At 66.7% G+C, this 22418-nt stretch carries 13 protein-coding genes; 6 read left to right on the plus strand and 7 right to left on the minus strand.

Features of this window, described 5'->3' with window-relative positions; translation table 11 throughout:
- Window positions 1–170 precede the first annotated feature (170 nt).
- On the plus strand, window positions 171–683 hold the full coding sequence (locus ATL45_RS38460; RefSeq protein ID WP_143121578.1) for a hypothetical protein: 513 nt from the start codon (window positions 171–173) through the stop codon (window positions 681–683).
- Window positions 684–1449: 766 nt separating this feature from the next.
- Here the strand turns inward: ATL45_RS38460 and ATL45_RS23235 are convergent.
- Complete coding sequence (locus ATL45_RS23235; protein WP_246025493.1) at window positions 1450–2292, minus strand: 5-formyltetrahydrofolate cyclo-ligase; 843 nt, start codon at window positions 2290–2292, stop codon at window positions 1450–1452.
- 437 nt (window positions 2293–2729) lie between these two features.
- On the opposite strand from ATL45_RS23235, the gene ATL45_RS23240 reads away from it, so the two are divergent.
- Genes ATL45_RS23240 through ATL45_RS23255 form a run of 4 tightly spaced genes read left to right on the plus strand, consistent with a single transcriptional unit; the run spans window position 2730 to window position 11247 of the window.
- Window positions 2730–4298, plus strand: coding sequence for a DUF2397 domain-containing protein (locus ATL45_RS23240; RefSeq protein ID WP_170210323.1), 1569 nt, complete (start codon window positions 2730–2732; stop codon window positions 4296–4298).
- Between the two features lie 8 nt (window positions 4299–4306).
- Entirely contained in the window at window positions 4307–5560 is a 1254-nt protein-coding gene (locus ATL45_RS23245) for a DUF2398 family protein (RefSeq protein WP_170210324.1), read from the plus strand.
- On the plus strand, window positions 5557–9990 hold the full coding sequence (locus ATL45_RS23250) for an SbcC/MukB-like Walker B domain-containing protein (protein ID WP_093153552.1): 4434 nt from the start codon (window positions 5557–5559) through the stop codon (window positions 9988–9990). Before ATL45_RS23245 ends, ATL45_RS23250 begins: the two co-directional genes overlap by 4 nt.
- Window positions 9991–10014: 24 nt before the next feature.
- Window positions 10015–11247 (plus strand): DUF2399 domain-containing protein, encoded by a 1233-nt coding sequence (locus ATL45_RS23255; protein ID WP_093153555.1) that lies wholly within the window; start codon window positions 10015–10017, stop codon window positions 11245–11247.
- A gap of 19 nt (window positions 11248–11266) precedes the next feature.
- On the opposite strand, the gene fxlM (ATL45_RS23260) is transcribed toward ATL45_RS23255, so the two are convergent.
- The 6 genes from fxlM (ATL45_RS23260) to ATL45_RS23285 form a co-directional block, all read right to left on the minus strand.
- The gene (gene fxlM, locus ATL45_RS23260; RefSeq protein ID WP_093153558.1) at window positions 11267–12490 is read right to left on the minus strand and encodes a methyltransferase, FxLD system; all 1224 of its coding nucleotides are present in this window, start codon (window positions 12488–12490) and stop codon (window positions 11267–11269) included.
- A gap of 122 nt (window positions 12491–12612) precedes the next feature.
- Window positions 12613–13749, minus strand: a complete 1137-nt coding sequence (locus ATL45_RS23265) for a hypothetical protein (protein ID WP_246025495.1) — start codon at window positions 13747–13749, stop codon at window positions 12613–12615.
- A 5-nt stretch (window positions 13750–13754) separates the two neighbouring features.
- Window positions 13755–15851, minus strand: coding sequence for a methyltransferase, FxLD system (gene fxlM / locus ATL45_RS23270; protein WP_093153560.1), 2097 nt, complete (start codon window positions 15849–15851; stop codon window positions 13755–13757).
- Window positions 15852–15877: 26 nt separating this feature from the next.
- Window positions 15878–17125 (minus strand): lanthionine synthetase C family protein, encoded by a 1248-nt coding sequence (locus ATL45_RS23275; RefSeq protein ID WP_093153563.1) that lies wholly within the window; start codon window positions 17123–17125, stop codon window positions 15878–15880.
- On the minus strand, window positions 17122–20235 hold the full coding sequence (locus ATL45_RS23280) for a lantibiotic dehydratase (protein WP_246025496.1): 3114 nt from the start codon (window positions 20233–20235) through the stop codon (window positions 17122–17124). The genes ATL45_RS23275 and ATL45_RS23280 overlap by 4 nt, the downstream gene beginning before the upstream one ends.
- Before the next feature lie 87 nt (window positions 20236–20322).
- Window positions 20323–20493, minus strand: coding sequence for an FxLD family lanthipeptide (locus ATL45_RS23285; protein WP_246025497.1), 171 nt, complete (start codon window positions 20491–20493; stop codon window positions 20323–20325).
- A gap of 661 nt (window positions 20494–21154) precedes the next feature.
- Here ATL45_RS23285 and ATL45_RS23290 point away from each other — a divergent pair.
- Entirely contained in the window at window positions 21155–22405 is a 1251-nt protein-coding gene (locus ATL45_RS23290) for a hypothetical protein (protein ID WP_211841269.1), read from the plus strand.
- The last annotated feature ends 13 nt before the right edge of the window (window positions 22406–22418 follow it).

Here is a 22418-nt window from a genome sequence, read left to right on the forward strand (position 1 = left end):
GGTAGCTGCCGCAAGTAAAGAGGATTCGAGTGTGCGCGCGACGTCCGCAGCGCGCGCTCTGCGCGGGTTGAGCCGCCCCAAGCGCCCCTCCAACCGGGGCGGCTCCCCATCTCGTTCGACGTGTCGGCGATTCGAGTATTTGACCTACTTTAGTGGGGAGTATTGCTTTGGTGTCTGTCGTCTGGGTGGTCGTGATTGGTGTAGCGGCGCTTGCCGTTGGTGCTTGCGCTGGCTTGGCGTGGTCGTTTCGAGACACGCGCGGGCGGCACGGCGCTTATCTTCCAGCCTTCTCCGCGTTTGCGGTCATCGCTCGTGTTCGAGGTGTCGACGATGCGGAGCCTGAGAAAAGCATGCCGTATTTTAATTGCGAGGATGAACAGGAATCTTTGTCAGCTGATCAGGAAGTGACGGAGAGGCTCTACACCGTTCATGCCGTGGCGCTCGACGAAGTAAGCAACGTCGATGGTCCAGCTTCTTACAGCTATGGGCTGATCAGAGCATCAGCCCCTGATGAGGAAGAGCCCGAGATCGAATGGCCTGGTCCTGACTCAGAAGCTGATTCGCCGCAAGTCCCCTCCCGCCAGCGAGCCCTGTGGATCCCGGCAGTGTCGGAGGAGTCAACGGGGAGGCACGTATTGCGTGAAACTGGAAGATATGCACTGGGGCGGAGCTGGGCTTCATGAATTCGCCACATTCCAAAACTTGACTTCAGGAGAATCCGTGAATGAATTTAGTGTTTCGTCGCGCTCGAATCGCTTTTCGGGCGAGCGTAAGCGAAGCGAATCGGAACGGGCCGCGGTGCAGTACGCGGAAAAGGGGTGGCCCGTGCTTCCGGGATCCGCCTACGACGGGAAACGCTTCGTCGAGCCCTGTACGCGGAAGGTCACCCCCGGCCTGTGTTCGATCGTGGCGCGGAATCGCTACCACCGATCCCGTGCAAGCGGCTCGCTACTGGGCGACAGCCAACGAGCGACTGCTACCCACCGTGCTGCTGCGCTCCGGCACAGCGTTCCGGCTGGTATCAGTTGCAGGCAATTTGGCCCAGTGGGCGCTGCGAACCGAGATGTGGGAGTCCCAGCCAGGCCCGGTGCTGTACCGAGGCGACTTGGCGCGGGCCTACTTCCTGGTGGACAAGCGCGAGCTGTCGGTCTCCGGGCATCATCCCGATGAAGTTGTGGCAATGACACCTGGCGACTGGACAGCAGCCCCGCCCTCTCGCATCCGGGGAGTCAACGTCATCTGGTGGGTGGCACCGGAAGCGGTGGACTGGCGGCCAGCATCGGCTTCCACGCTGACCGCGGCGCTGACCCGGGGTTGCCGGGACCGCCGCACCGCCCGAGCCTCAGCACGACGGTGAGGAGGCGAAACAGGCAGGCTTGCTCCGAGATGGCGTCAGGCAGTTTCCACGCCGGCTTGGAGCGGCTGCCCGCTCCTTGGCTGTGCCTGTCTTCAGCGTCCGCTCTGAAGTGATTGCAGGATTGGCATTGCGGCGATCTGCTGCGCGCTGAGGTCGTCCCAGTGGAGCCCGGCGGGCCGCCGCGGTGGCGAGCAGGTGATCACCTCGTCGGGGGTGACGATCAGGTCGACGCTGAAGTCGTGGCGGGTCTCCAGGATGTCGGTATCGACGACCTGGAGGGAATGCACGATCGTGGTGTCGGCGCTGATCAGCCCGGCTTGCGCCAAGGGGGCGACCTCGATGTCGGAGTAGCCGGCGCCCTTGCCCAGCCGTACACCGGCGTGGTTCACGGCGACGCTGCCGCAGATGATTAAGTCGACCGGCCGCAGCTCGTCCAGGCCGATGTTGCGTGCTATGGATGCGGCGACGCGGCTGGACGCCGCTTCCTCTGGAGCGACAGTCAGCTCGGCGGGGTCCAGGAGGTAGAAGGGCTGTGGCTGTGCGAGTTTCGGCACGGCCATGTAGACGAGCTTGCCTTCGCGCAAGGCGCGTGCACGGGCCGGGAGCTGGGCTTTGTCCGGTACGGCCTTGACCACGGCGGCGTCCTGCCAGACCTGCAGCTCCGCGAGCCGGTCGGCCGCGGCGTCGGCACCGATGAAGTTGGGGATCCGGCCGTGCGCGCTGCCGGCTTCGGCGTCGGCACCGTGGCGGTCCAGCAGGTCCCACACCCGGTTCCGGATGGTGTCCTTACACGCGTTCACCTCGGTCCTGGCCACCGTGTCGCTCCTCGTCACGCCGTGGTCATCAACGATGAGCACCCGATCGTAGACATCCTGCACGACAGGCTCGGCATGCCAGCGCCGCATTTTTCGCACGGCGTTGGAGACGGTGCTCAATCCACCACCGCCGCGGGCGGCGCGCGGCCGTACGGACGCAAGAATCGACTCACACAAGAGGATCACCCGAAACGAGTAAGGGCGTCACTCTGTCGTCTTCGCCGCAGCGTCGTCCTGTGACGGGTTTGTACTGGGTATGGACGTCCAGGTTGCGAATGCCTCCCGGCGTTGCGTGTTCATCAAGGTGGACGTGACACAACACAGAGCGGCGTGACCTGTCGTCGGACTGGGTGCTCCCGTGCGCGGTCAGTTACACGAACAGCCGCCTGACTCTCACACTCTGCTACTCAAACTTACGTTTGAACTGCGGTTTTGTCGGTGCCTGTGCCTAGCGTGAAGAGCCGTGAATGTCAGGACACGGCGGCTGAGCACCGCGAAGGTTGACGCTGCAGCGTTCTGCCGGCAGTACCGGCTACGACGAGGGTGGACGCCGCGCAGTGAGCGATGACGATGACGGTCGCGGGAGCGCGCCGGGACAGGCTCGGTTGAGCAGGTGGGAGCTGGCCGGCTTTCCTGGCCGCGTCGAAATCGCGAACTACCTCACCCAGGAGCACACCTCGCAGTATCGGTTGATCGTCGATGTGCTGTTCGATGCTCAAGAAGTGGCCCTGACCGGAATCGGGCGGGACGAGCTACTGACCGCACTCCAAGACCGCATCGAGGCTGCAGTCGGCGGCCTTCAGGCGCGGGAACTGACGATGCCACCGGTGCTGGACCTGGACGCCCGGATGCACCAGTTGGAGCAATGGGGCGTGGTGCACAGCTGGCAGGACCGGGCCCGCACGGAGGCGGATTTCGTCCGATCGCGGGACCGCTACCAGCTCACACCAGAAGCAGCAGATTTGCACGGCTGGCTGCGTCAGCGCGGTGATGATCACTCGGCGATGGCGTCGGCCGCGGCGTTCGCGCCCGCTGTGATCGCTGATCGTCTCGACGACATGCTTGGCGCAGCTAGCGTCAAGGACTATCCGGCCGCTGCTCAGGCGTGGTCGCAGGTGCGTACCACGCTGAAGAACATGGCCGACGCCGCGCGGATCTGGCAGTCGCGCTTGGCTTCGGCGCTGGCGGGTACGCCGGATGAGGGCAAGATCACGCAGCTGCGGGACACGGTCATGTCCTACATCACCGTGTGGGGCGCTGGGATCGACACCTACACCGCACGTATTCGCAACGCGGTGCAGCGGCTGGACGACATGGGTCCCCAGCTGTGGCGAGAGGTCGCAGTGGTCGGTCTGGATCCGGAGGCCCGTGAGGAAACGATCTCGACCATGGCCGAAGTCCACCACGCTGGGGTGGACACCCTGCGGGCGTGGTTCGCCACCAGCGACAATCAGGCGGCACGGTTGCGCCGGCAGGTCCGCGATGCGGTGACACCGCTGCTGCGTGGAACCCGCGCCTTGCTGTCGACCGGTGGCCATATCACCCGGCAGGCCGAGCTGTTTCGGGTCGCCGCCGTCATCGACTCGGCGACCGACGACCAAGAGGCGTGGCGGGTGTGGTGTCAGGCCACCGGACAGTGGTCGGCCCGCCATCTACCCGGTGAACCGGCCGATCCACCGGTGGGCGTCGCGCGCACGTCGTTCTGGGAAGCGCCGCCGGTGTCGATCGACGCCGTCGCGCGACAACGTTCCCGCAGCACGAGCGGCGGTCCGCCGGCGCAGGTGCCTAACCGGCGCAGCGCGCGGGATCAGGCACGACGGCTGCTGGAGAAGCAGCGCCGAGAGCAGTCCGCGGCTGAGCGTGAGCTCCTGGCACGTTCCGGCACCCCACTGTCGACGTGGACACCGCTAGGGGCGGGGGAGGCGGAGCTGTTCTGGGGTGTGCTGACCGCGGTGGCCTCCGCCCGCACCGCCAACGATGCTGAGGTGCGCCGCGTGACCACGGCCGATGGCCGGTGGCTGGTGATCGCGCATCCCCCGGCTCGGCCCGACGATTCCGCGCGGGTGCGCACACCCGGTGGTGACATCGTCTGCGGCGATTGGACGTTGGAGTTGATCCCCGCATGACAGCCCGGGTGTACGACGAACTTCCCGAGTCGGTACGCAAGCACACCGCGCAGAGAGCATGGCTGGGACTGCTGGCGTTTCCGATACTGACCTATCAGACCAACCCGCGGCTCTATCGCGCCGTGCTGGACAACCGTGGCACGCTGACTCGGTGGGCGGCGCGCGTCGGGTACCGGCTGACCACCTCCGTCGGGGTCGTCCGGCTGCATCGCGATCCGGCTGGCCCGGAGTTGACTGCCGCGCCAGTGACCGTGGAGCCACCTTCGCGCCGGGAACTGGTGCTGCGGATCCTGCTGGCCGCCGCATGTGAAGAGATTACCGGCAGCACTACGGTGCAGTACCTGTCCGATGCGGTCCGGGCAGCCTCGGTCAGTCCGGCCTGCCACGTCACGCCGTACGACCCCAACCCGGGCAAGGACGAGGGTCGTCGCAAGGCGCGCATGGAGCGGCAGATGTTCCTGAAGGCGGTCGACCACATGGTGCGGTGCGGCGTGCTGATCCGCCGTACCTCCGATGACGCGTTGCTGCGTCAGTGGGAGGACGACGGGGAAGGGATCGGCGGCGGTTTCGAAGTCAATCCCGACGCGTTGCTGCAGTTCATCGACCCGCACACCGTGCATCGCGTGTTCACCGCCGACAGCGGCTACGTCGAGGACGTTCGGACGGCGACGCGGCGGCAACGCATGCTGCGCCGGCTGCTGGAGGACACCGCGTTGCTGTACGGCGACCTGCGTCCCGAGGATGCCGACTACGCCCGCGCACAACGGTCTTCCCTGGCCGCTGCCGCGACGGAGATGACCGGTGGCGCCCTGGAGATCAGGGCGGAAGGGATGCTGCTGAGGCTGCCGGAGGACAGCCCTCCAGGTCTCGTCGTGGCCTTCCCCGGAAGCAAGCGCTCCTCGTGGTTCGCGCTGAACATCCTGGATGCCGCGATCGCTGCCGGTCCGCCGCCCGATGCTGTAGGCCGGGTCGCGGTGGCCTCAGCTGTCATCGACGAACTCATCGCGGAAGTCGCCGCCCGGTACGCCAAGGCTCTCACCGACGAGTTGCGCGGTGGCGTGGGCCGGCTGCGCACAGCCGTCGAACCGATCCTGCAGACTGTCGGACTCGTGCGCGTCAGTCCTAGTCGTGAGTGGATCATTCAGCCCACCGCCGCGCGGTTCCGCAATCCGCGGGTCAGCTTCCAACCGGTTCTCACCGCCGACAATGGCGAGTTCGACACCAACTTGATGATCAACCTTGAGATGGATGACAGCCGATGACCCAGGCCGATAGCGCTGCAACAGAAGAGCGAGCCGATGCCGCGATGCATTGGCGTGAGCAGGCCGAGGGCGGCGGACTGCCGATGCCGGGACGGCGACGCTGGCAGCCGTTGCGAGTCGGTGTGGTCAACCTGTGGGAGTTCGACCGCGCCGAGGCGTGGTATGCCGACGGCCGGCTGCAACTGGCTGGTGCCAACGAGTCGGGCAAGTCCACCTTGATGACCTTGACCACGCTGCTGCTACTCGCCGGGGACGTTTCCTCCTACAACATCGACACTCTCGGTTCGGCCACCAAGAAGTTCCGCTTCTACGTCGAACCCTCGGACCACTCGATGGACCGGCGCGAGAAGAATGCCAAGAAGTACCGCGGCTGGGCGTGGGCCGAGTACGGTCGACTGACCGGCGACGGGCCCGAGTTCTTCACCACGCTGCTGTTTGCCCAAGCTCGTGTGGGCGACAATGACATGTCGCCACCGACATGGTGCACCCTGTTGGGACATCAACGCGTTCGAGCGGGACTGACGCTAGTCGAGTCGGGCCTCCCCGTAGAACCCGGCCAGGTCAAGAACATCGTCGGATTCGAGCAGCACCCGTCGGGTGAGAAGTACCGTGGCGCCATCGCTCGGACGATGTTCGACGGAAATTCCACGGTGCTCACTCAGCTCATCCGGGTCCTGCGGGTGCTGCGGACTCCCAAGATCGGTGCGCGGTTCGAAGTGGACGATCTGGCTACGGCGTTCCGGCACGCACTTCCTGCCATCGATGACGACGAGATCGATCAGCTGTCCCAGGACTGGGACGAGTTGGAACGGATGCGAACCGAGCAGGACAACGCAGAACAGGCCCTGGCCGCGATCACCCAGTTCACCAACAAGTATTGGCTTGCGTGGGCGCACAGTGAGATCCGACAAGCAGCAGATCCTGTGCTCGCCACGCGCGACGCCCTGAAGCAGGCGCGGCGCAACGAAACGAAGGAACGGTCCACGCTGGACAAGTGTGCCGACGAGCTCACGTCGGTCGATGAGCAGATTGGCACAGCGGAAAAGGGGCAGCAGCAGGCTCGAACTCAGAAGGAAACGCTGCAAAAGCAACAAGAGTACAAAGAGGCAGAGAGCGCCACTGCCAACGCCCGCTCGCTGCGAGAACAAGCCGACAAGGCCGCTGAGCGGTCTCGGCGGACGGCAGGGCGCGTCGACGCGGCGAACAACCAGTTCGACAAGGCTCGTGAGCGCCACGACACAGCACGGGACAATGCGGAACAAGCCGATAGGAAGCGCGAACAGCTCGGTCGCGCCGTGGCGACCGCGGCTGGCGATGCAGGATACGGCGAGCTCGTCGATGAACTCATCGAGCGAGGGGACATCGCGCGGCTGACCCACCTCGCTTCCCACCGCCAGAAACTCGCCGATCACCTGCGTGGGCTGCTACACACCCAGGATCAGGCCGAGCAGCGAGCTGGCCTTGCACACGAACAACTTCGCGATGCAGAGACTCAACACCGGGCCGCCGTGGAAGCCGCGGTCAAGGTTGACAGCGAGGTCGAGCAGGCGACCGCCGCGGTAGCCCACCAACTGGTGAAGTGGACGTCACAGCTGCCCGAAAGTCCGCCATCAGCTGATCTCATCGAGACCTGGATGGCGCAAGTCACCGCCATCGCCGAGGCGCCACAACCAACACCGGTGCTCAAGGAACTCTTGCTACACCAACACTTCCTTCCGCTCCAGTCCGAGCTCACCGGACAGCGACAGAGCCAACAGCAGGAACTCACCGCCGCCGTAGCCCTGTGCGACCAGATTACCGGCGAGATCGAGCAGCTGTCGGCACAGACCGAACCGTCGCCGCCGTCGCCATACCTGTGGTCGCGTCGACCGCGTCCCGAAGGAATCAGCGACTCCGGCGCACCTCTGTGGCGACTCGTGGACCCATTGCCGGAAACCAGCACTGAGCAGGTTGCCATGCTCGAAGCAACCCTGGATGCCGCCAGCCTTCTCCAGGCGTGGATCACACCAGACGGCAGCTACCGCACCGACCGCGACGGCCACGAGACCGTCTGGCAGCTCGCCCCCCAAACCCGTGGTACCGACACCGCTCACTCCAGCGAGTCCCAGCCCGACAGCCAGGACGCTGGATCGCCCCACCGACAGCGGACCCTGCGATCTGTGCTGGCACCTGCCACCGGACTACCCGACAACCTGCGCGACGTCGTGGAGCAGTTGCTGGCCAGCGTCGCCTACACAGAAACCCTCAACGACGACACCAAGTCAGACAACGGCACCCAAACTGCCGTCGCCGAGGGAACGCCCGGAAGCAACATCGGCACCACACGTGTCACCATCGCGCACGATGGTCACTGGCAGTTCGCCGACCTAACGGGCGGCGCCGCCCCAGCGCATGACGGCGCGGAACTGCTCGGTACGGCGGCACGGGAAGCGGCGCGCCAACGCCGCCTGGAACAACTCAACACCGCTCTCGCTACCGCCGATGCCCACGTCAACGAACTCACCCAGCAGGTCGCCGACCTCGCCGCCCGCCTCGATGCCCTCAACACCGCCTACAACAACCCGCCGTCGGATACCGCAGTGGTCGCTACCATCCACTCGGCCCGGCAGGCAACCGAGCTCGTCGCCAGCAGGGCACGCGAGCTGACCAAAGCCCAAGACGCGGTACGTAAGGCTCGTGAGGCCGTGGAGACCGCGACACGCGAAGTCATCTCCTTCGCCGATGAGCACCACATGCCGCGTCATCATGAGGAACTGGAAGCCGTGGCCTCTGCCTTGGCAGCACTGCGGACCAACATCGGCGATTTCGACGCCGCAGGGCAGGTGGCAGCAACCCTGCACCAAGCCTTGATCCGAGCAGAGCAGGACCTGTGGCAGCGCCAAGAGGAATTCCGCACCGTAAGCGAGGAGTCCCGTTCTGAGCAGGAGGAAGCGCAACGCCTCCACACCGCGGCAAAAGAGGCTGGCGCGGCCTTGTCCTTGCAGGGGAAGGAAATCCTCAATCGCGTCGCGGAGTTAGACCACACGATCAACAGTTTCGACACCAATCTGCAGCTCCTGCGTGAGAAGCAACGAGACCTGCTTGAAGCACGCACTACGGCCAAGAGCAGCGCAGACACCGCTACCCAGCGCAGACAAGCTGTCGAATCCGAACATGCCGACGCCCTGCAGCACTGGTGGGAACACCTGGACACCGGCATCCCGGAACTCTGCGGCATCACCGTTTCCCTCGAACGATCACCCGAGACCGCCATCGAGGACGCCGACGCCGTCACCCAAGCCATATCCATCGTCGGCTGGGAACCCGGTACTCCGCAGGCCACCAACCACGCCCGTCGAAAATGGGAAGCACTGACCGGTCAGCTCCCGGAGCTGCGCTCACAATTGGAAGCCTTGTCCAGCAGAACCGCCACCTTGTCCGAACCCAGTGATACTGATCCGACTCAGCGGCCTTCAGTCGATCTGATCATCGATGGGTCTGGCAGGCCCTACCCACCGCCTGTCGCCGTGCAGGTCCTTCAGCAGCAACTCGACCAGCTCAAGGCCAACTACGACGCCGAACTCGACCACGCGATCAACGAGCTGCTGGGCAGCACGTTCGTCGAACACCTCCGGGACAGACTCGTTGAAGTCGAAAGTCTGCGGCTCCGTATCAACGACAAACTGAAAGCTAGCCCTACCACAACCTCCTCCCTCACCTTGCAACTGGTGCGCGTCCCGGTCTCGGAGGAACGCGACGCCAACGAAGTCCTCAAGGTCCTGGAGAAAGAGGGCGTCACATTCATGCCCGCGGCCACGCAGGCGCAAATCAAACAGTTCCTCGTCAGTCGCGTTGCAGAGGCTCAAGAAGCAGCCCGTGCCCACGGGGAAACCGACTGGCGCAAACGCCTGGAACACACGCTGGACTACCGACGCTGGTTCGATCTCAAGCTGGAATACAGCACAGCCTCGACAGGCAAGTCGGGCAAACGAATGTGGGTGGCACTGGAACGCGCCGAACACGACACCTTCTCCGGAGGGGCCCGTGTTGTCACCCTGCTCGCTCCGTTCATCGCCGCCTTGCAAGCGATGTACGATCAGCATCCCAACGCACCTCGACTGATGTGGCTCGACGAGGCGTTCGACGGGGTGGACCCGCCTAACAAGACCGCCCTGTTCCGGCTCCTCAGCGCCTGCGACCTCGACTGGATGATGGCCGGACCAGGGATGCTCGCCAACAACCCCGAAGTCCCCTTCGCTGCCATCGTCACCACCTGCCGCGCCCCCAAGCCGCTGCCCGGCGTCTTCTTCGAAACGATGCTCTGGAACGGCAAGGCCACCACCCACATCACCACCCCGGACCCCGCCGACCTCCCCGAGCTCGTTCGCCCGCTGCCCGACGGCGTGCAGGCCATGGCCCTGGACACCGGCCTGTTCGACTCACCCCAGTAGCCCTCTCACCTCACCTGCGAGCCGATGAACACTGACGACATCCCGACCGGCACCATCAACCAATCGGACACAGCCGCGGCCCACACCCAACTGATGAATTGGGCCGCCAAAGCTGGTCCCGCCAAGATCGTTGCGGCCTTACGCAAACACCTCGAAGACGGCTACAGCTGGGGCAAGACCGCCTTGCCCGTCGAGCTGACCGAGGAGGAACGACGACAGGTCCGGGCGCTGCTCGGCACCGATTGGGACGCCTCCGGCCGCGGAGTCACCCCGCACATTCTCAAAACCAAGCTGCTCAAGCTGGGCATCGACACCGACACCGCAGTCCGTCTGCTCTACGACGACGAATTGATCAACCGACGCGAGCAGCGCCGCGAACACCGTGCCAACGCCAGCGCTGAACGCCAACAAGCCCTTACCGTCCTGCTCGACGCCGGCATCCATCCCACATCGGCAGAAGCGTGGATGCGCCGCAAAAGACTCCCACAAGCTGGCCACGGCCAACTCATCGCGCTGACTCGATCCATCGCCGCGGCGTGGCAACACCTACCCCATGGCACCGACACGATCATGCTCAGCGTCCTCGCCGACGCCGCCTTAGACGACCCCCATGCTCTGGATCGCCGTGCCGGGCGCATCGGCCTCGACATCCTTCGCCTAGCCGACGGTGACGGCCACGACGACGCAGACTACGACGGTGACGGCTGGCGGACCGCCTGGGAGGCCCTCGGCGTCATCTGCGACCCGCTGTCCTCGCGCGTGCTCACCCTCAACCTTCCACTGACCGGTTCCGCTCCAGCCTGCGCGATCACCGCCGCAGCCAACCAGACCGGCGAACCCGTCTGGCTGACCTGGCGTTCCCTCAACGGCGACTTCGTCCTCGACCACAACCAGTGCGGCCCTGACCCACGAGTCGACGTGTACGTATGCGAGAACCCCACAGTCGTCGCAGCCGCCGCAGACACCCTGGCCAGCCGTTGCTACCCGTTGATCTGCACCAACGGAGTCCCCAGCGGAGCAGTCCGCAAGCTGCTCGCCGGTCTCGCCGCGACCGGCGCCCATCTACACATCCGCGCCGACGACGACACCACCGGCCAGGCGATCGTGGCCCAGTTGATGGCTACACTGCCGCACGCCTCGCTATGGCGCTACCAACAACGACCAGCGGATACCGTCAACAACAACCCGGAGTACGAAGAACGCGTCCTGAACGCGCTGCTGATGGACCTTGCTAATTCGAATGCGCTAGGCACGTGATGGCTGAGAACGTCTGGGTTCACGAAGGCACGTCACCAAAGGTAAGCACGAACCTGCTGTGGGTCTTCTCGATGGCGGGGCCGGCGAGCTCGCTGTCCGGGGTGTCTGCCGGGTAGACGATGAGCGACGGCGTGCTCTGGTTCCGCTCGGGCCCCCAGAGCCGGATCTCGTGGCATAGGTACTCGGTGAGCTCGGCGGCGGCCGGGCCGTGGCCGATCGCGCCCAGCTCCCAGCACACGTCGTCGCCGGCTTCCAGACGGCGGGCGGTGAGGTAGACGAGCGTGTCGCCGTCGACCAGGGCCATGCGCCACCAGCCTCCGATCGGGTCGCAGACCTCGGGCGGGACGTCGGCGTGGACCTTGATCCGGCATACACGCGGGTCGGTGACGGTGAGCCGAAGCCAGAGCCCATCGTGGGACTCGTTGCTGGCGATGGTGATCCCGGACCAGGCCGTGACACGCGGCTGGTCGAGCACACCACGCAACGCGTCGATCTCCACTGCTTGGTCTCGATCCCAGTGGAGCGTAACCAGTTCATCCGCAGCGATCGGACCGCTGAGTTCGCCTTCGTCCTCCACGCCCTGCAGGTACACGAAGCCGCACAGATGGAGCGAGTCGGAGACCAGTCGACCGTCGGTGTAGGTGAAGGCGACGCTGCGGCCCTGCCCGCGCCAGCGCAGTGGAGCGACCAGGCGTCCTCCAGGAGCAAGCTGCTGCCACCATGCGGCGGGGATGTCCCACGGTGAGACGGTGGCGATCACGCGGTCGTACGGCGCGTGGTCGGGGTAGCCGAGCCCGCCATCGCCGGTGATCACGTGCACGTCGCCGTAGCCTGTTGCGGCCAGCGCTCCGGAGGCTCTCGTGGTGACGTCCGGGTCGATGTCGATCGTGGTCACCAGGTCCGCGCGGCCGGTCAACTGGGCGAGCAGGCACGCGTTGTATCCAGTTCCTGCGCCGATTTCCAGGATGCGGTTGCCCGGTCGAACATCGAGTTGGTCGAGCATCGCGGCGACCAGCCACGGCGCTGACGCACAGGACAACGACCGGCCGTCCTCGAACCGATGGGTGACTACCGCCTGCCACGGGTCGTAGGCAACCGCAAGTTCCGCGTCCGGCACGAACTCGTGCCGCGGTGTGTCGCGCAGAACCCGCTCGACCTCGCTGCGTTGCGCGTGTCCCGCCTTCCGGATCCTCTCGACCATTCCCACACGCAGCGCTTCCGGCGATGTAGTAGTGGTGTGCATAGTTTCCCTTCGTGTCAATGGTCGTTGCGTTAGCCAGTTGGCATTAGCATTCGGCGCTCGGCAGTTTCGCGTATGGAAGTCTTATTCCGTTATGGCACAACGGTTTTAATTTTGATAATCCACTACGGACTGGCTGGAGCGCGGTCGTTGTGAGATATCACGGGCGCGATCACGGTCGTACTGTGCGTCATAACCTCTTCGACGCCTGCTAGCGCCTTCGTGAGATCTGCCAGCAGTGCGGCCGGGACCGTGCCGTGGCCGAGCGCGCACGCTTCGACAAGGTCGGACAGTTCACGTGCTTGGGCGTCTGTGAGAAGTTCGCGGCAGCCGTTGTGGGCGAGTACGTCGCGGGCGGCGTATCCGTCTCGTGTCGCCGTGGCGTGGTTGATCAGATCGACGGCGATCTGGCGTGCGGGTCGGTCGTCGATGGTGCCGATGGCGTCGATGAAGGACAACCCGAGCCGTGTGCGGAAGACCACCAAGCCGGGCGTCGAGGTGTCGAGGCCGTGGTACTGGTCCAGGAGCGCGGGCAGGTCAGCGCTACCCGAGGCGCCGCGGCACTGGATGGTCAGGCACGCGGTCACGGCGTTCTCCCACGGTTCTCCGGGTGCGGTGTCGGTCAGGAGATCGAGGGCGCTGGCGGTGTCGCCGGATACGGCGTGGGCGATGACCGCGATCTGGCGGCCGTCGAGCATGCGGCGGCCGATGCCCTTGTAGTCGCCCAGTCGGGCGCGTGCCTCCCTCCAGTGTCCGGCGGCGGCGAGAGCACGGCCGCCGGTGGCCAGCAGGACCGCCCACAGCCACCTGCGGATGTGCTGGTGCGTCTCGACCGAGTCGGTGAGGTCGGCCGGGATCTCGATGCCGTCGACGTCGGCATTGGTGCGGGAGGAGACCGCGGTGAACAGGGTGTCCATAAGCGCGAAGGCACGTTCACCTTGGCCCTCGCGGATGTAGAGGCGGGCCAGGTTGGTGATCGGTTCGAGCGCGAGGCGGGCTACCTGCGCGCCCAAGGGACGGGCGCGCAGGTAGATGTTCACCTGCTGGTGGCACCACTGCCGGGCCAGATCGGGGAGGCCGCAGTCGGCGGCGACAAGCGCTGCTTGGTTGTGTACCGCGGCTGCCTCGGTGATGTCGCCGGTGCGCGCGGCCTCGCGGCCTCGGTCGCACAGCTCGGTCACCCGCCGGGCCAGCGGGACGCAGGTCGGGCGGGTGCGGGCGACGAGGGGGAAGCGGCGGGCGAACTGACCGGTGGGGTCCATGACTGTTATTCCCAGGTGACGGTCATGGGCTTGGTCGGGCGGTCCAGCACCACGCGGCCGGGGTTGGTGTCCGGCTGGGGCGCGGCGTCCGGGATGGTGAAGCGGACGGTGGACGAGCGAAAGCCCTTGTCCCAGGCCGTGATCTCGCTTGCGACCTGCTCGGCGAGTTCCTGCCCGCTGGCGCCGTGGCCGATGACCCCGACTTCGAAGCGCCGGCCGCCGTCGGGGCCGGGCTCGGCGATGCGGATGGTGAGGTAGGCGAGGCTGCCGTCGGCGGCGGTGGTGGCCATCGCCACCGTGGGGAACATCGGTCGCACCAGGCCGCTGTCCTTCGCGGCGGGGGTGACCTCCATGCGCATGAGGGGGTTGGGCAGGTGGCAGGCCAGCCACAGGTCCAGCCACTCGAAGGACTCCATCGGGACGAAGTGCACGCCGGTCCATACCTCGCGGGCGGGGGTGTCGAAGACTCCGGCGAGGGTGTCCGGGTTGGTGGCGTGGTTGTTGTCCTTATGGGTTTGCAGCGTCACGTCGCCGGTGCTGGTGAGGTCGAGGACGCGGCGGGCGTCGTCGCCGAGGCCCCGGAGAGGCATGAAGATCGCCATCTCGCTACCGAGGCTGCTCCAGCCGTCCTGGTCACGTTCAAAGATGATGCTGCGCGAGGCGCACCCGCGCAGGCGCACTGGGGCCACCAGACGTCCACCGGGTGCGAGCTGGTCGAGCCAGGCGGCGGGGACCTCGTGGGCTCCGACGGTGGCGATGACGCGATCGAAGGGCGCGGCCTCCGGGTGGCCGAGTGCGCCATCGGCGGCGACAGCCTCGACGTTGCTGATGCTCGCGGCGGCGAGGTGCTCGCGGGCCCCGGCGACGAGGTCCTCGTCGATGTCGATGGTGGTGACGTGCCCGGTCGGGCCGGTCAGGGTGGTCATCAGGGCGGCGTTGTAGCCGGTGGCCGCGCCGAGTTCGAGCAGCCGCTCGCCGGGCTGGATGCCGAGCTGTTCGAGCATCATGGCGACGATCTTGGGCTGGGAAGCGGCGCTGATGCGGGTGCCGTCGCCCTCGTGCTTGGTGTAGACGGGCTCGTCGGCGTACGCCTCGGTCAGCGGGAGGCCGGGCAGGAACAGGTGGCGCGGTACCTGCCGGAACGCTGCCTCGACGGCGTCGGTACGGATGGTGCCGTCCTTGATGAGGCGGTCGGTGAGCTGGGCACGCAGTTCGTCGGCGGAGTCGGTCGAGGCGTCACTCACAGTAGTCGTCATTGCCGGAACCCTAACGGTGTTGGAGGTGGTCCCGGCTGGTGCCTGCCGGGTAGGCGTGCTGTGGAAGACGGCATCGACTGCCAGCGTCGCCAGGGTGGCCTGATCGGGTCCGGAGAGTCCGGCGCGGTTGGCGTGAAAGATGAAGTGGTGCACCAGGACCGCGCGTAGCCCTCTATCGAGCTGCCCTTCGCGGGCGAGCGTGGCGAGTTGGCGTCCGGCGGTGTCGAACGCCTCCCACCACGTCTCAGGCACCTGGTCAGGCGCCACGTCGGAGATCCTGTGCGTGTTGGTGGTCATCAGACGCCGCACGGCCTGGTTCCACCGCTCGGTGCGCTGGGAATCGGTGTGGTGACCGTGGGCGGCGGGCCGGAGTGCAGCGATCTTGGCCCAGACGTCGCCCTGCTCGAACCAGTCCAGCCCGGCGGCGCGCAGCATCGCGCTGAACAACAGAACGGTGGTCTCCCGCTGTCCCAAGGCCGCTGGTGCGGTGGTGCGAGCGAGACAGTGGCGGCTGTCGTGGTGGAACAGCGTGTGCGCGATGTCCATCCCCGCGGTACCGCCGAAGGCGATGGTCTCGGGCTCGTAGATGCCGCGGGTCCAGCGGGCGACCTGCCCGTCGGTCTCCAGCTCGGCCAGCAGCGAGTCGACCACGGCCGTATCAGGGGCGACCGGCTGGTAACGCAACCGCCAGGCGGGCGTCTTGCGCAGGTGCCACCACCTGTCGAGCTCACCATCCTGCTGGGCTTGGTCGAGGGCAGGCGCGAGCAGGGTTGCGGCGGTGTGCTCGGCGGTGGGCGGGTCGGCGAACTCGACCAGGTAGTGGTGCCAGCGGCTGTCCAGCGGCATCGGCGCAGGGTCTCCTTCCGGGCGGTTCAGGTGATCAGCAGGCAGGTATCCCAGCCCGTCGCGGGCTCGGTCACGGCGGCGAGGGCAGCCAAGCCGACGCCGGCTGCGCCCTCCAGCACGCCGGGCCCGTCGGGGACGGGCTGAGCGCGGGCGCGGTGGAGCAGGTCGATGGCCAGCGCGCGAAGCCGGATCGCGGAGGGGCTGGTCGCGTCGGTGGCGGCGCGGGCGGTGATGCGGGCGAGTCCGGCGTAGCCGTGGCACAGCGAGGGATCGTTGACCAACGCATCCTGGGCTGGGTCGGTCACCGCGCTGATCAGGGCGTCTTCGGCGCCCTGGCGGAGAAAGTTGTCGCCCAGAGCCAGGGCGGCGAGGTGCAGGGCGCGGGCGATCCCGGCTGTTCCGTAGCACCAGCTCGGGCGGCGGTCGGCTCCGCTGTGCCGCACGTGCGCGGGCCTCGACCGCATCTCGTCCCTGGTGATCATGTAGGGCCAGCGGTGTCCGCCGGGGGTGTCGATGCGCCAAAAGTTCAGCCACGCGCAGATCGTCTCGACGGCCTCGCGCTGCCCGTCCACGATGATGCCCCGTCGCAGAGCCTGGGCCAGCAGCGCCATCGGGCCGCAGATGCCGTGCGCGAGGCCGAAGTTGCCATGGCCACCGGGGAACTCGTCCGCCACGTGACCGGTGGGACCGGTGAGGGTCCACCACCCCGGAAACTCGCCACCCTCGATCATCACCGGTCGGGTGAGGCGCACCAGGGCGCTCAGCACAGCCCGTAGGGCGGTGCTGCCAGGGGCGTGGTGCAGCAGGTAGGCGCCGTGTCCGGCGAGACCGCGGATCGTGTCGAACTCGGCCATCAGCGGAAGTTCCCCGGCGTCCATGCGGGTGTGCGCGGTGTCGACCCGGGCATGGGCGTCGGCGACGATCTGCCGTGCCAACGGCGTGAGTGCGGACCGGTATGTGCCAGGGCGGACCGCGGTGGCGCCCGCGAGGGCACGGGCGACGGCCGGCGCGCCGTAGAACCCGCCGGTGCTCGCCCCGGCGGTGACCGGCTTGCCGGCGACGATGGTCAGCCACTCGTGGGCGCGATCGAACGGCCGTATCCCGGCCGCCGCCAGCTCGATGTGCAGCAGTGCGACACCGGGAGCCCCGTGGGCCAGGGACTGGTGCCACCACGCCTGATCGGTGGGCAAGTCGGCGGCGTCGGGCCGAGCGAGGCGGTCGGCGATCTCCATCGCGAACTCGACCGCGGTGTCCGCGGCAAGGTCAGCGGTCATCGAGGTCCTCCCGCGCGGGCGGCGAAGGTCAGAGCTGCGGTCCGGGCCAGGTAGAGGCACACCGCCTTGTCCTCGAACTCGACGCCGCAGGACCGCAGAAAGTGGGTGTGCAGCAAGGAATCCAAGGCGGTGTCCGGGTCAAGGCCCTCGGTGTCAGCTCCGGACAAGTGCGCTCGGTAAGCGGCCAGGGCTTGGGCGCGTTCGGCCCACGTCGCGACGATCGCTGCCCCGCCCGGTGCACCGCGCAGGACATGGAAGTCCTCGCGGGGATCGGCCAGGCGTCGTGCCTCGGCGAACACCGGTCGGGGTACGACGGTGGGAGGCTTGGCCGGGACGTGGTCGATGAGCCAGTGCATCCCGGCCTCGGTGCCTCCGGTGAAGGCGATGGCGATGGCGGCGAAGTTCGCTGCGGCCAGGGCGTGGTGGTGAGGACGCGCGGGCTGGGCGAGCTGGGCAAGCACGGCGCGGGAGTCGGCGGTGAAGACCGCCTCGGCGGCTGCCAGTGCCGGGCCTGAGCCCCAGCGGCCGGTCTCCGGGTAAGAGGTCGCGAAGGCCACCTCGCGCAGCAGGCCCAGGCGGCGGAGTCGATCAGTCCAGGTGCTGATCCGGCCAGCGGCTTCGCCGAACACCGCGGCTTCGGAGCTGGGCAGCGCGATACGCAGGCGCAGGTAGTGCTCGCCGCCCTCGCGGAACCGTAGGAACCACCACCGCGGCTGATCCTCACCCCACTCCGCCAGCAGCGCGGGCAGATGTTCAGCGAGCACAACGTTCTGGCGTTGTGCATCGCCGTAGAGCTTGGCGAACAGCAGCGGGGACGCACCAGGTGACAGGCCGTGCTCGCGGGGCCGGACGATCCGCTGAGGTGTCGGGCGCGGCGGTCGCGTCGTGGTCTGCGGCTGGCGGGCGGCCAGAGGCACGACGATCTCGTGAGCCCGTCCGCCGAACCATCCGGTGGCATCCTCGGCTGGGCCTTCCTCCAGCACTGCGTGCGGTCGGGTGGCGAGGTGTTCGCGCAGCAGCATCCGGTGCGCATCCTCGTCGAGGTCTAGCGGTAGTCGCCAGTCCCCGTCGACGAGATACACCCTGCGCGGCAGACGACGGCGACCCTGCCAGTCGGCTAGCCCGGTGACCCACGCCTCCCAGCTCGCGCTCCGGCCAGGCAGGTCGGTGGCGGTCAGCCGCCATCGCGCAGCGGCCAGCACGATGCGGCCCGAGCGCAGCCGTGGCAGAAACGGCAACGTCGAGGCGGCGCCCCAGTCGAATTCGATTACCTGCGCGGATTGGGCGCGGCACAGTTCGGTCACCAAGCGAGCCAACGGCGGAGTGTGCTTGCGGAGATTGAGTGCGTGCATCCCCCATGCCTCCACTCTCCTGCCGAGGGCGGGAGCCGTGAGATACAGGCGGTGACTGTCGCAGCCGACGGCGAGATCCTGTGCCGTCAGGACGTTCGCCGAGGCGGTGTTGCGGTGCTCGGCGAGGCTGATCACCGTCGGCAGCACCTGCGTGGTCCGGGTGACGTGTGCTGTGGCGGGGTCCAACGGCGGGAACGACAGTTGCGCGAACAGCACATCGTCCTCGCTCGGCATGTCGACCAGCGCACTGGTCAGTGCGTCCCGCTTGTCCGCAGTGAGCAGGTGCAGGAATCGGCCAGTCACAACGCCCGCTGCGCGAGAGACCGAGGTGACCGTCATGCGGAAGTCACCGCGCCCGAGCGCTTGCTCACTAGTGGCGTCCACGCGGGCGCACAGCTCCAGATGGGAGGGCAGCCGGGCCGGGCGAGTGTCCGTCGGATCAAGCTCGGCGAGCAACACCTCATCCAGGATCACTTCCACTCGCCCGTCCAGCGCTGCGCTCTGAGCCAGTGCCAGCAGCGCCTCATCCCGGCGTGTCCGCTGGGGACGCGGCAGAGCGGCCGATGCACCGGGATACCCGTCGGGCCAGCCGATGCCGTTGTCCGCCACGAGTTCCAAGAGCGGCACGAGCGTGCCAGCGCCGAAGCGCTCGTAGAAACGACGGTGATAGTCACCCCATTGGGGTGTGCCGTGCGGGTAGGGGCTCAAGCGCGTCAGAAGCATCGCGGCACGTTCGGCCTCGTGGGCGATTGCGTCGGGAAGAACGATCTCGGCATCCAGCCACAAATCGACCGCGACGGGGTGCCGGTTTCTACGCGCCAGACGGTGCATCTGGGTAGCGGCTTCCGCACGCACCGCGCGACTCGCGTCCAGGGACGCTCGCTGGTGCTGCTGCAGCAGGGTATGGGTCTCCCTCAACGAGGCGGACTGCTTCGCCGCGGCCTCGCCCGCCGCCTCTAACTCGCGCAGCAGGTGACCCAAGGCGTCGGGCTCGGTGCTGGGTGCGTGGAGGCCGGTGACGAGCACACCTTGGGTGACCAGCTCGGTGAGCATTGCGGTCACCGTTGCTGAGGGCGCGTGAGGAAAGTCGGTCTGGACTTTGGTACACAGGGCCTCGAAGCGGATTGGTGTCCGCGCAGCGTGCAAGGCAACGCGCACCGGGGCGGTGTACCGCAACGAGACCTCGACTGCGCCGGTGCCCCGATCGAGAATGCTCGGCCGGTACGGCACGACCAGGCGGTCACCACGGACCATGACCGTGGTGTTCGCGACCACGAGCAGATTCGGCAGAACATCCGGCTGACGCTCCAGTTGGCTGATGATCTCGGCCAGCCAACCGGACTCACTCCGGGCCACAGCCTCGTGCGCGGTGCCCCACCGCAAGTCGGCCTGATGGGCGAAGCGTGCTGGGGCCACCCCTGCGAACAGGCCGTTCGGAGTCGGCCGGCCCGTCATACGGCCCAGATAGCGGACCACAGACAGCACCGCCCGCCGCGTCTCCCGCTCGCCGGGATTATCCGTCGCGCACAACGCGCGTATCTGCTCCGCCAGACGAGGACTGGCGTGGCCAATGGCATCGCTAACAGATTCGGTGGCCCACACCTGACGCAACCAGTCCAACCATGCTGCCACTGTGGACGGACCAGTTCCCGACGGGTTAGGCCACTGCGGCAGATTCAGACCGCTATGAGTGACGGCGCGGATCAAAGCACCGTTCATGACGCGAAACCTTGCGTCGCGGTGGATGGCCGACTTCACCAGGAACCCTTCCCGTGAGAGCAAGTGTGGAGACCGGACGCCACCCCGCGCCGTTCGAGGTGGTGGCGTCCGGTCATGTCGTGACGATCAGGCGGAGCTGATACAGGTCGACTTCTCGCAGGTGTGTCCGCAGCCGTCGTCGGTCATGTTGATGAGGTGAGCCGGATCCACCACCTCCAGCAGGGTCACGTCGAGATCGAACTCAGACTCCGTCGTCGGCACGACCGGTGCTACGACGTGATCCAGTTGAACTGTCACAGATTTCTCCTTCGCGATAGTGCAGTTTCCGGGCTTCGTGCACTCAGTCATGGACGCGGCGCAAGGTCAGTTCTGAGTGGCGCCGGCCCTTAAAGCCGCCAGCGTTGCGGCGGTTGGCCTCCAGTGGCAGCGGCGCGCCTGCCAGCTGCAGCTGCGAGGGAACCGTCGGCGGCGACCGGGTGCGGTGGGCAGTTCTCCACACGGTGCAGGGATGTCGGCGTGGGCGTAGCCAGCCGGAGTGTTCCGAGCAGCGGCCGTGCTCGTTGGGAGCGTTCAGTTTCTGGAATGCCCGCCAGGAATCGGCCAATCGGGTGATCTTCGGCACTGGAGGCCGATTCAGGCCACGGTCGTCGCTGGTCCGAGCGTGAGATCCCGTGCGCCTGGCGTAGTTCCTGGGACGCGGACCCTGACGATCTCTGTCATCGGGGTAGGCGTGCTGCGGAGCTCGTTCGTCGCGAGCGCCGATTCCACTGGCACGTTCATCCTCCTGGGTTGAGCTTGAGACCACGACTGGCCCAGATGTGAAGCGGCCTGCTCGCCGCACATGGCCAGGTGAAGTACCGCCTGTTCCCAGGCTGCTGCCCCGCGCTTTGATCGACTAGACCATTCGCTACCCGTGTTGGTGGTCACCGGCCCAGCAGTTGGACATATGCTGGACAGAGTGTCCAGCCCTTCACTCTCCGTCGACGAGGTCAAGGACGGCCTCAAGCGCTTGCGCCAAGGTCATGGCCTAGCTCGACCAACGGCGCTGCTCTCCACGCTCACCGAACCTGTTCGGGCATATCTCGCCAACGGGGCGGTCCGCGAGTCTGGTTCAGTCGAGGAAGTGAACCGGCTCGTGGCCGTGCTTCGCCGGGCGATCGAGGGCTTGGCCGACGACGAGCGGTTGTACGTTGAGGTGGAATTCAACCTGGTCACCGAGCATCGGTACCCAACACTGACGGAGCGGCAGGAGTCGCTGGCGCGGCTGCGGAAGTGTGCGGCGAAGACCGTACGGCGTCGCGCCGACCGAGCTCTGGACACTCTCGCCTACCTACTCTTGAGTAAAACCGACGTGCCAGCGCAGCCCCGGATGTCGCCCTCCGACAACGGCGTGGTTTCCAACCAGGTTCAACCCGCGGCTGGCCAGACGGCACGCTGGGAGGACGACCTCTGCGAATTCTGGCGGCTATCGAACGGGTCTCGGATCGACATCGTCTGCTCGGAGATTCCCGAAAACGAATTGCCCGAGTACGCCACGCCGACCGACCGCAACTACCTCCGGTATGCCAAGTTCGCCGACCTGGACACGCTCATCTACCTGCGGACCCGGTTCGCGCAACTGGCCCCGACGGTGACGATCCGAGACTTCGCGCCATCCGAGTACTACGACACCCAGGCTGATGTCCTGGTGGTCGTCGGCGGTCCGCCGTGGAATGCGAAGTACCGAGAGTTCCTGCCCCAGCTGCCGTTCTACTTCGAACCGCACCCCCTCGGCGAGGACGACCCCCTGGTTATCCCCGATCTGGGCGGGCTCACCCTGGGGCCACGGTGGACTCAACGCCAGGAACTCCTCGAAGACCTCGCTGTGTTCACCCGCCTCACCCTCGCCCAGGGCACCACGGTCTTCTTGCTCGGAGGCTGTTTGACCCTAGGTGTGCTCGGTTCTGCTCGCTGCCTGCTCGAAGCCGAGCGCGGCGCTCGGAGCATTCGCTACGTCACCGAGCAAGTCGGCGACGCCGACTTCGTTTTAGTCACCGAGGCCAGGCGCATCGGCGGTATCACCGACGTCACGGACCTGACCATGGTCAACCCGCTGCTACTGCTCGCTCGCCGACACAACGAACCGTTTACCGCGGTCGTCGACAACTCCGACCGCTACCTCGACGATCGAGCGGGGAGAGGAATCAGACGCATTGGTCACACTCGCTGATCTCCGCACGTAC

The sequence above is a fragment of the Saccharopolyspora antimicrobica genome (assembly GCF_003635025.1).
Lineage (GTDB): Bacteria > Actinomycetota > Actinomycetes > Mycobacteriales > Pseudonocardiaceae > Saccharopolyspora > Saccharopolyspora antimicrobica.

Bases quoted from the DNA above. Each gene is read 5' to 3' on its own strand.
- ATL45_RS23250 (WP_093153552.1), top strand. From the start codon at position 5,557: ATGACCCAGGCCGATAGCGCTGCAACAGAAGAGCGAGCCGATGCCGCG.
- ATL45_RS23255 (WP_093153555.1), top strand. From the start codon at position 10,015: ATGAACACTGACGACATCCCGACCGGCACCATCAACCAATCGGACACA.
- fxlM (WP_093153558.1), bottom strand. From the start codon at position 12,490: ATGCACACCACTACTACATCGCCGGAAGCGCTGCGTGTGGGAATGGTC.
- ATL45_RS23265 (WP_246025495.1), bottom strand. From the start codon at position 13,749: ATGGACCCCACCGGTCAGTTCGCCCGCCGCTTCCCCCTCGTCGCCCGC.
- fxlM (WP_093153560.1), bottom strand. From the start codon at position 15,851: ATGCCGCTGGACAGCCGCTGGCACCACTACCTGGTCGAGTTCGCCGAC.
- ATL45_RS23275 (WP_093153563.1), bottom strand. From the start codon at position 17,125: ATGACCGCTGACCTTGCCGCGGACACCGCGGTCGAGTTCGCGATGGAG.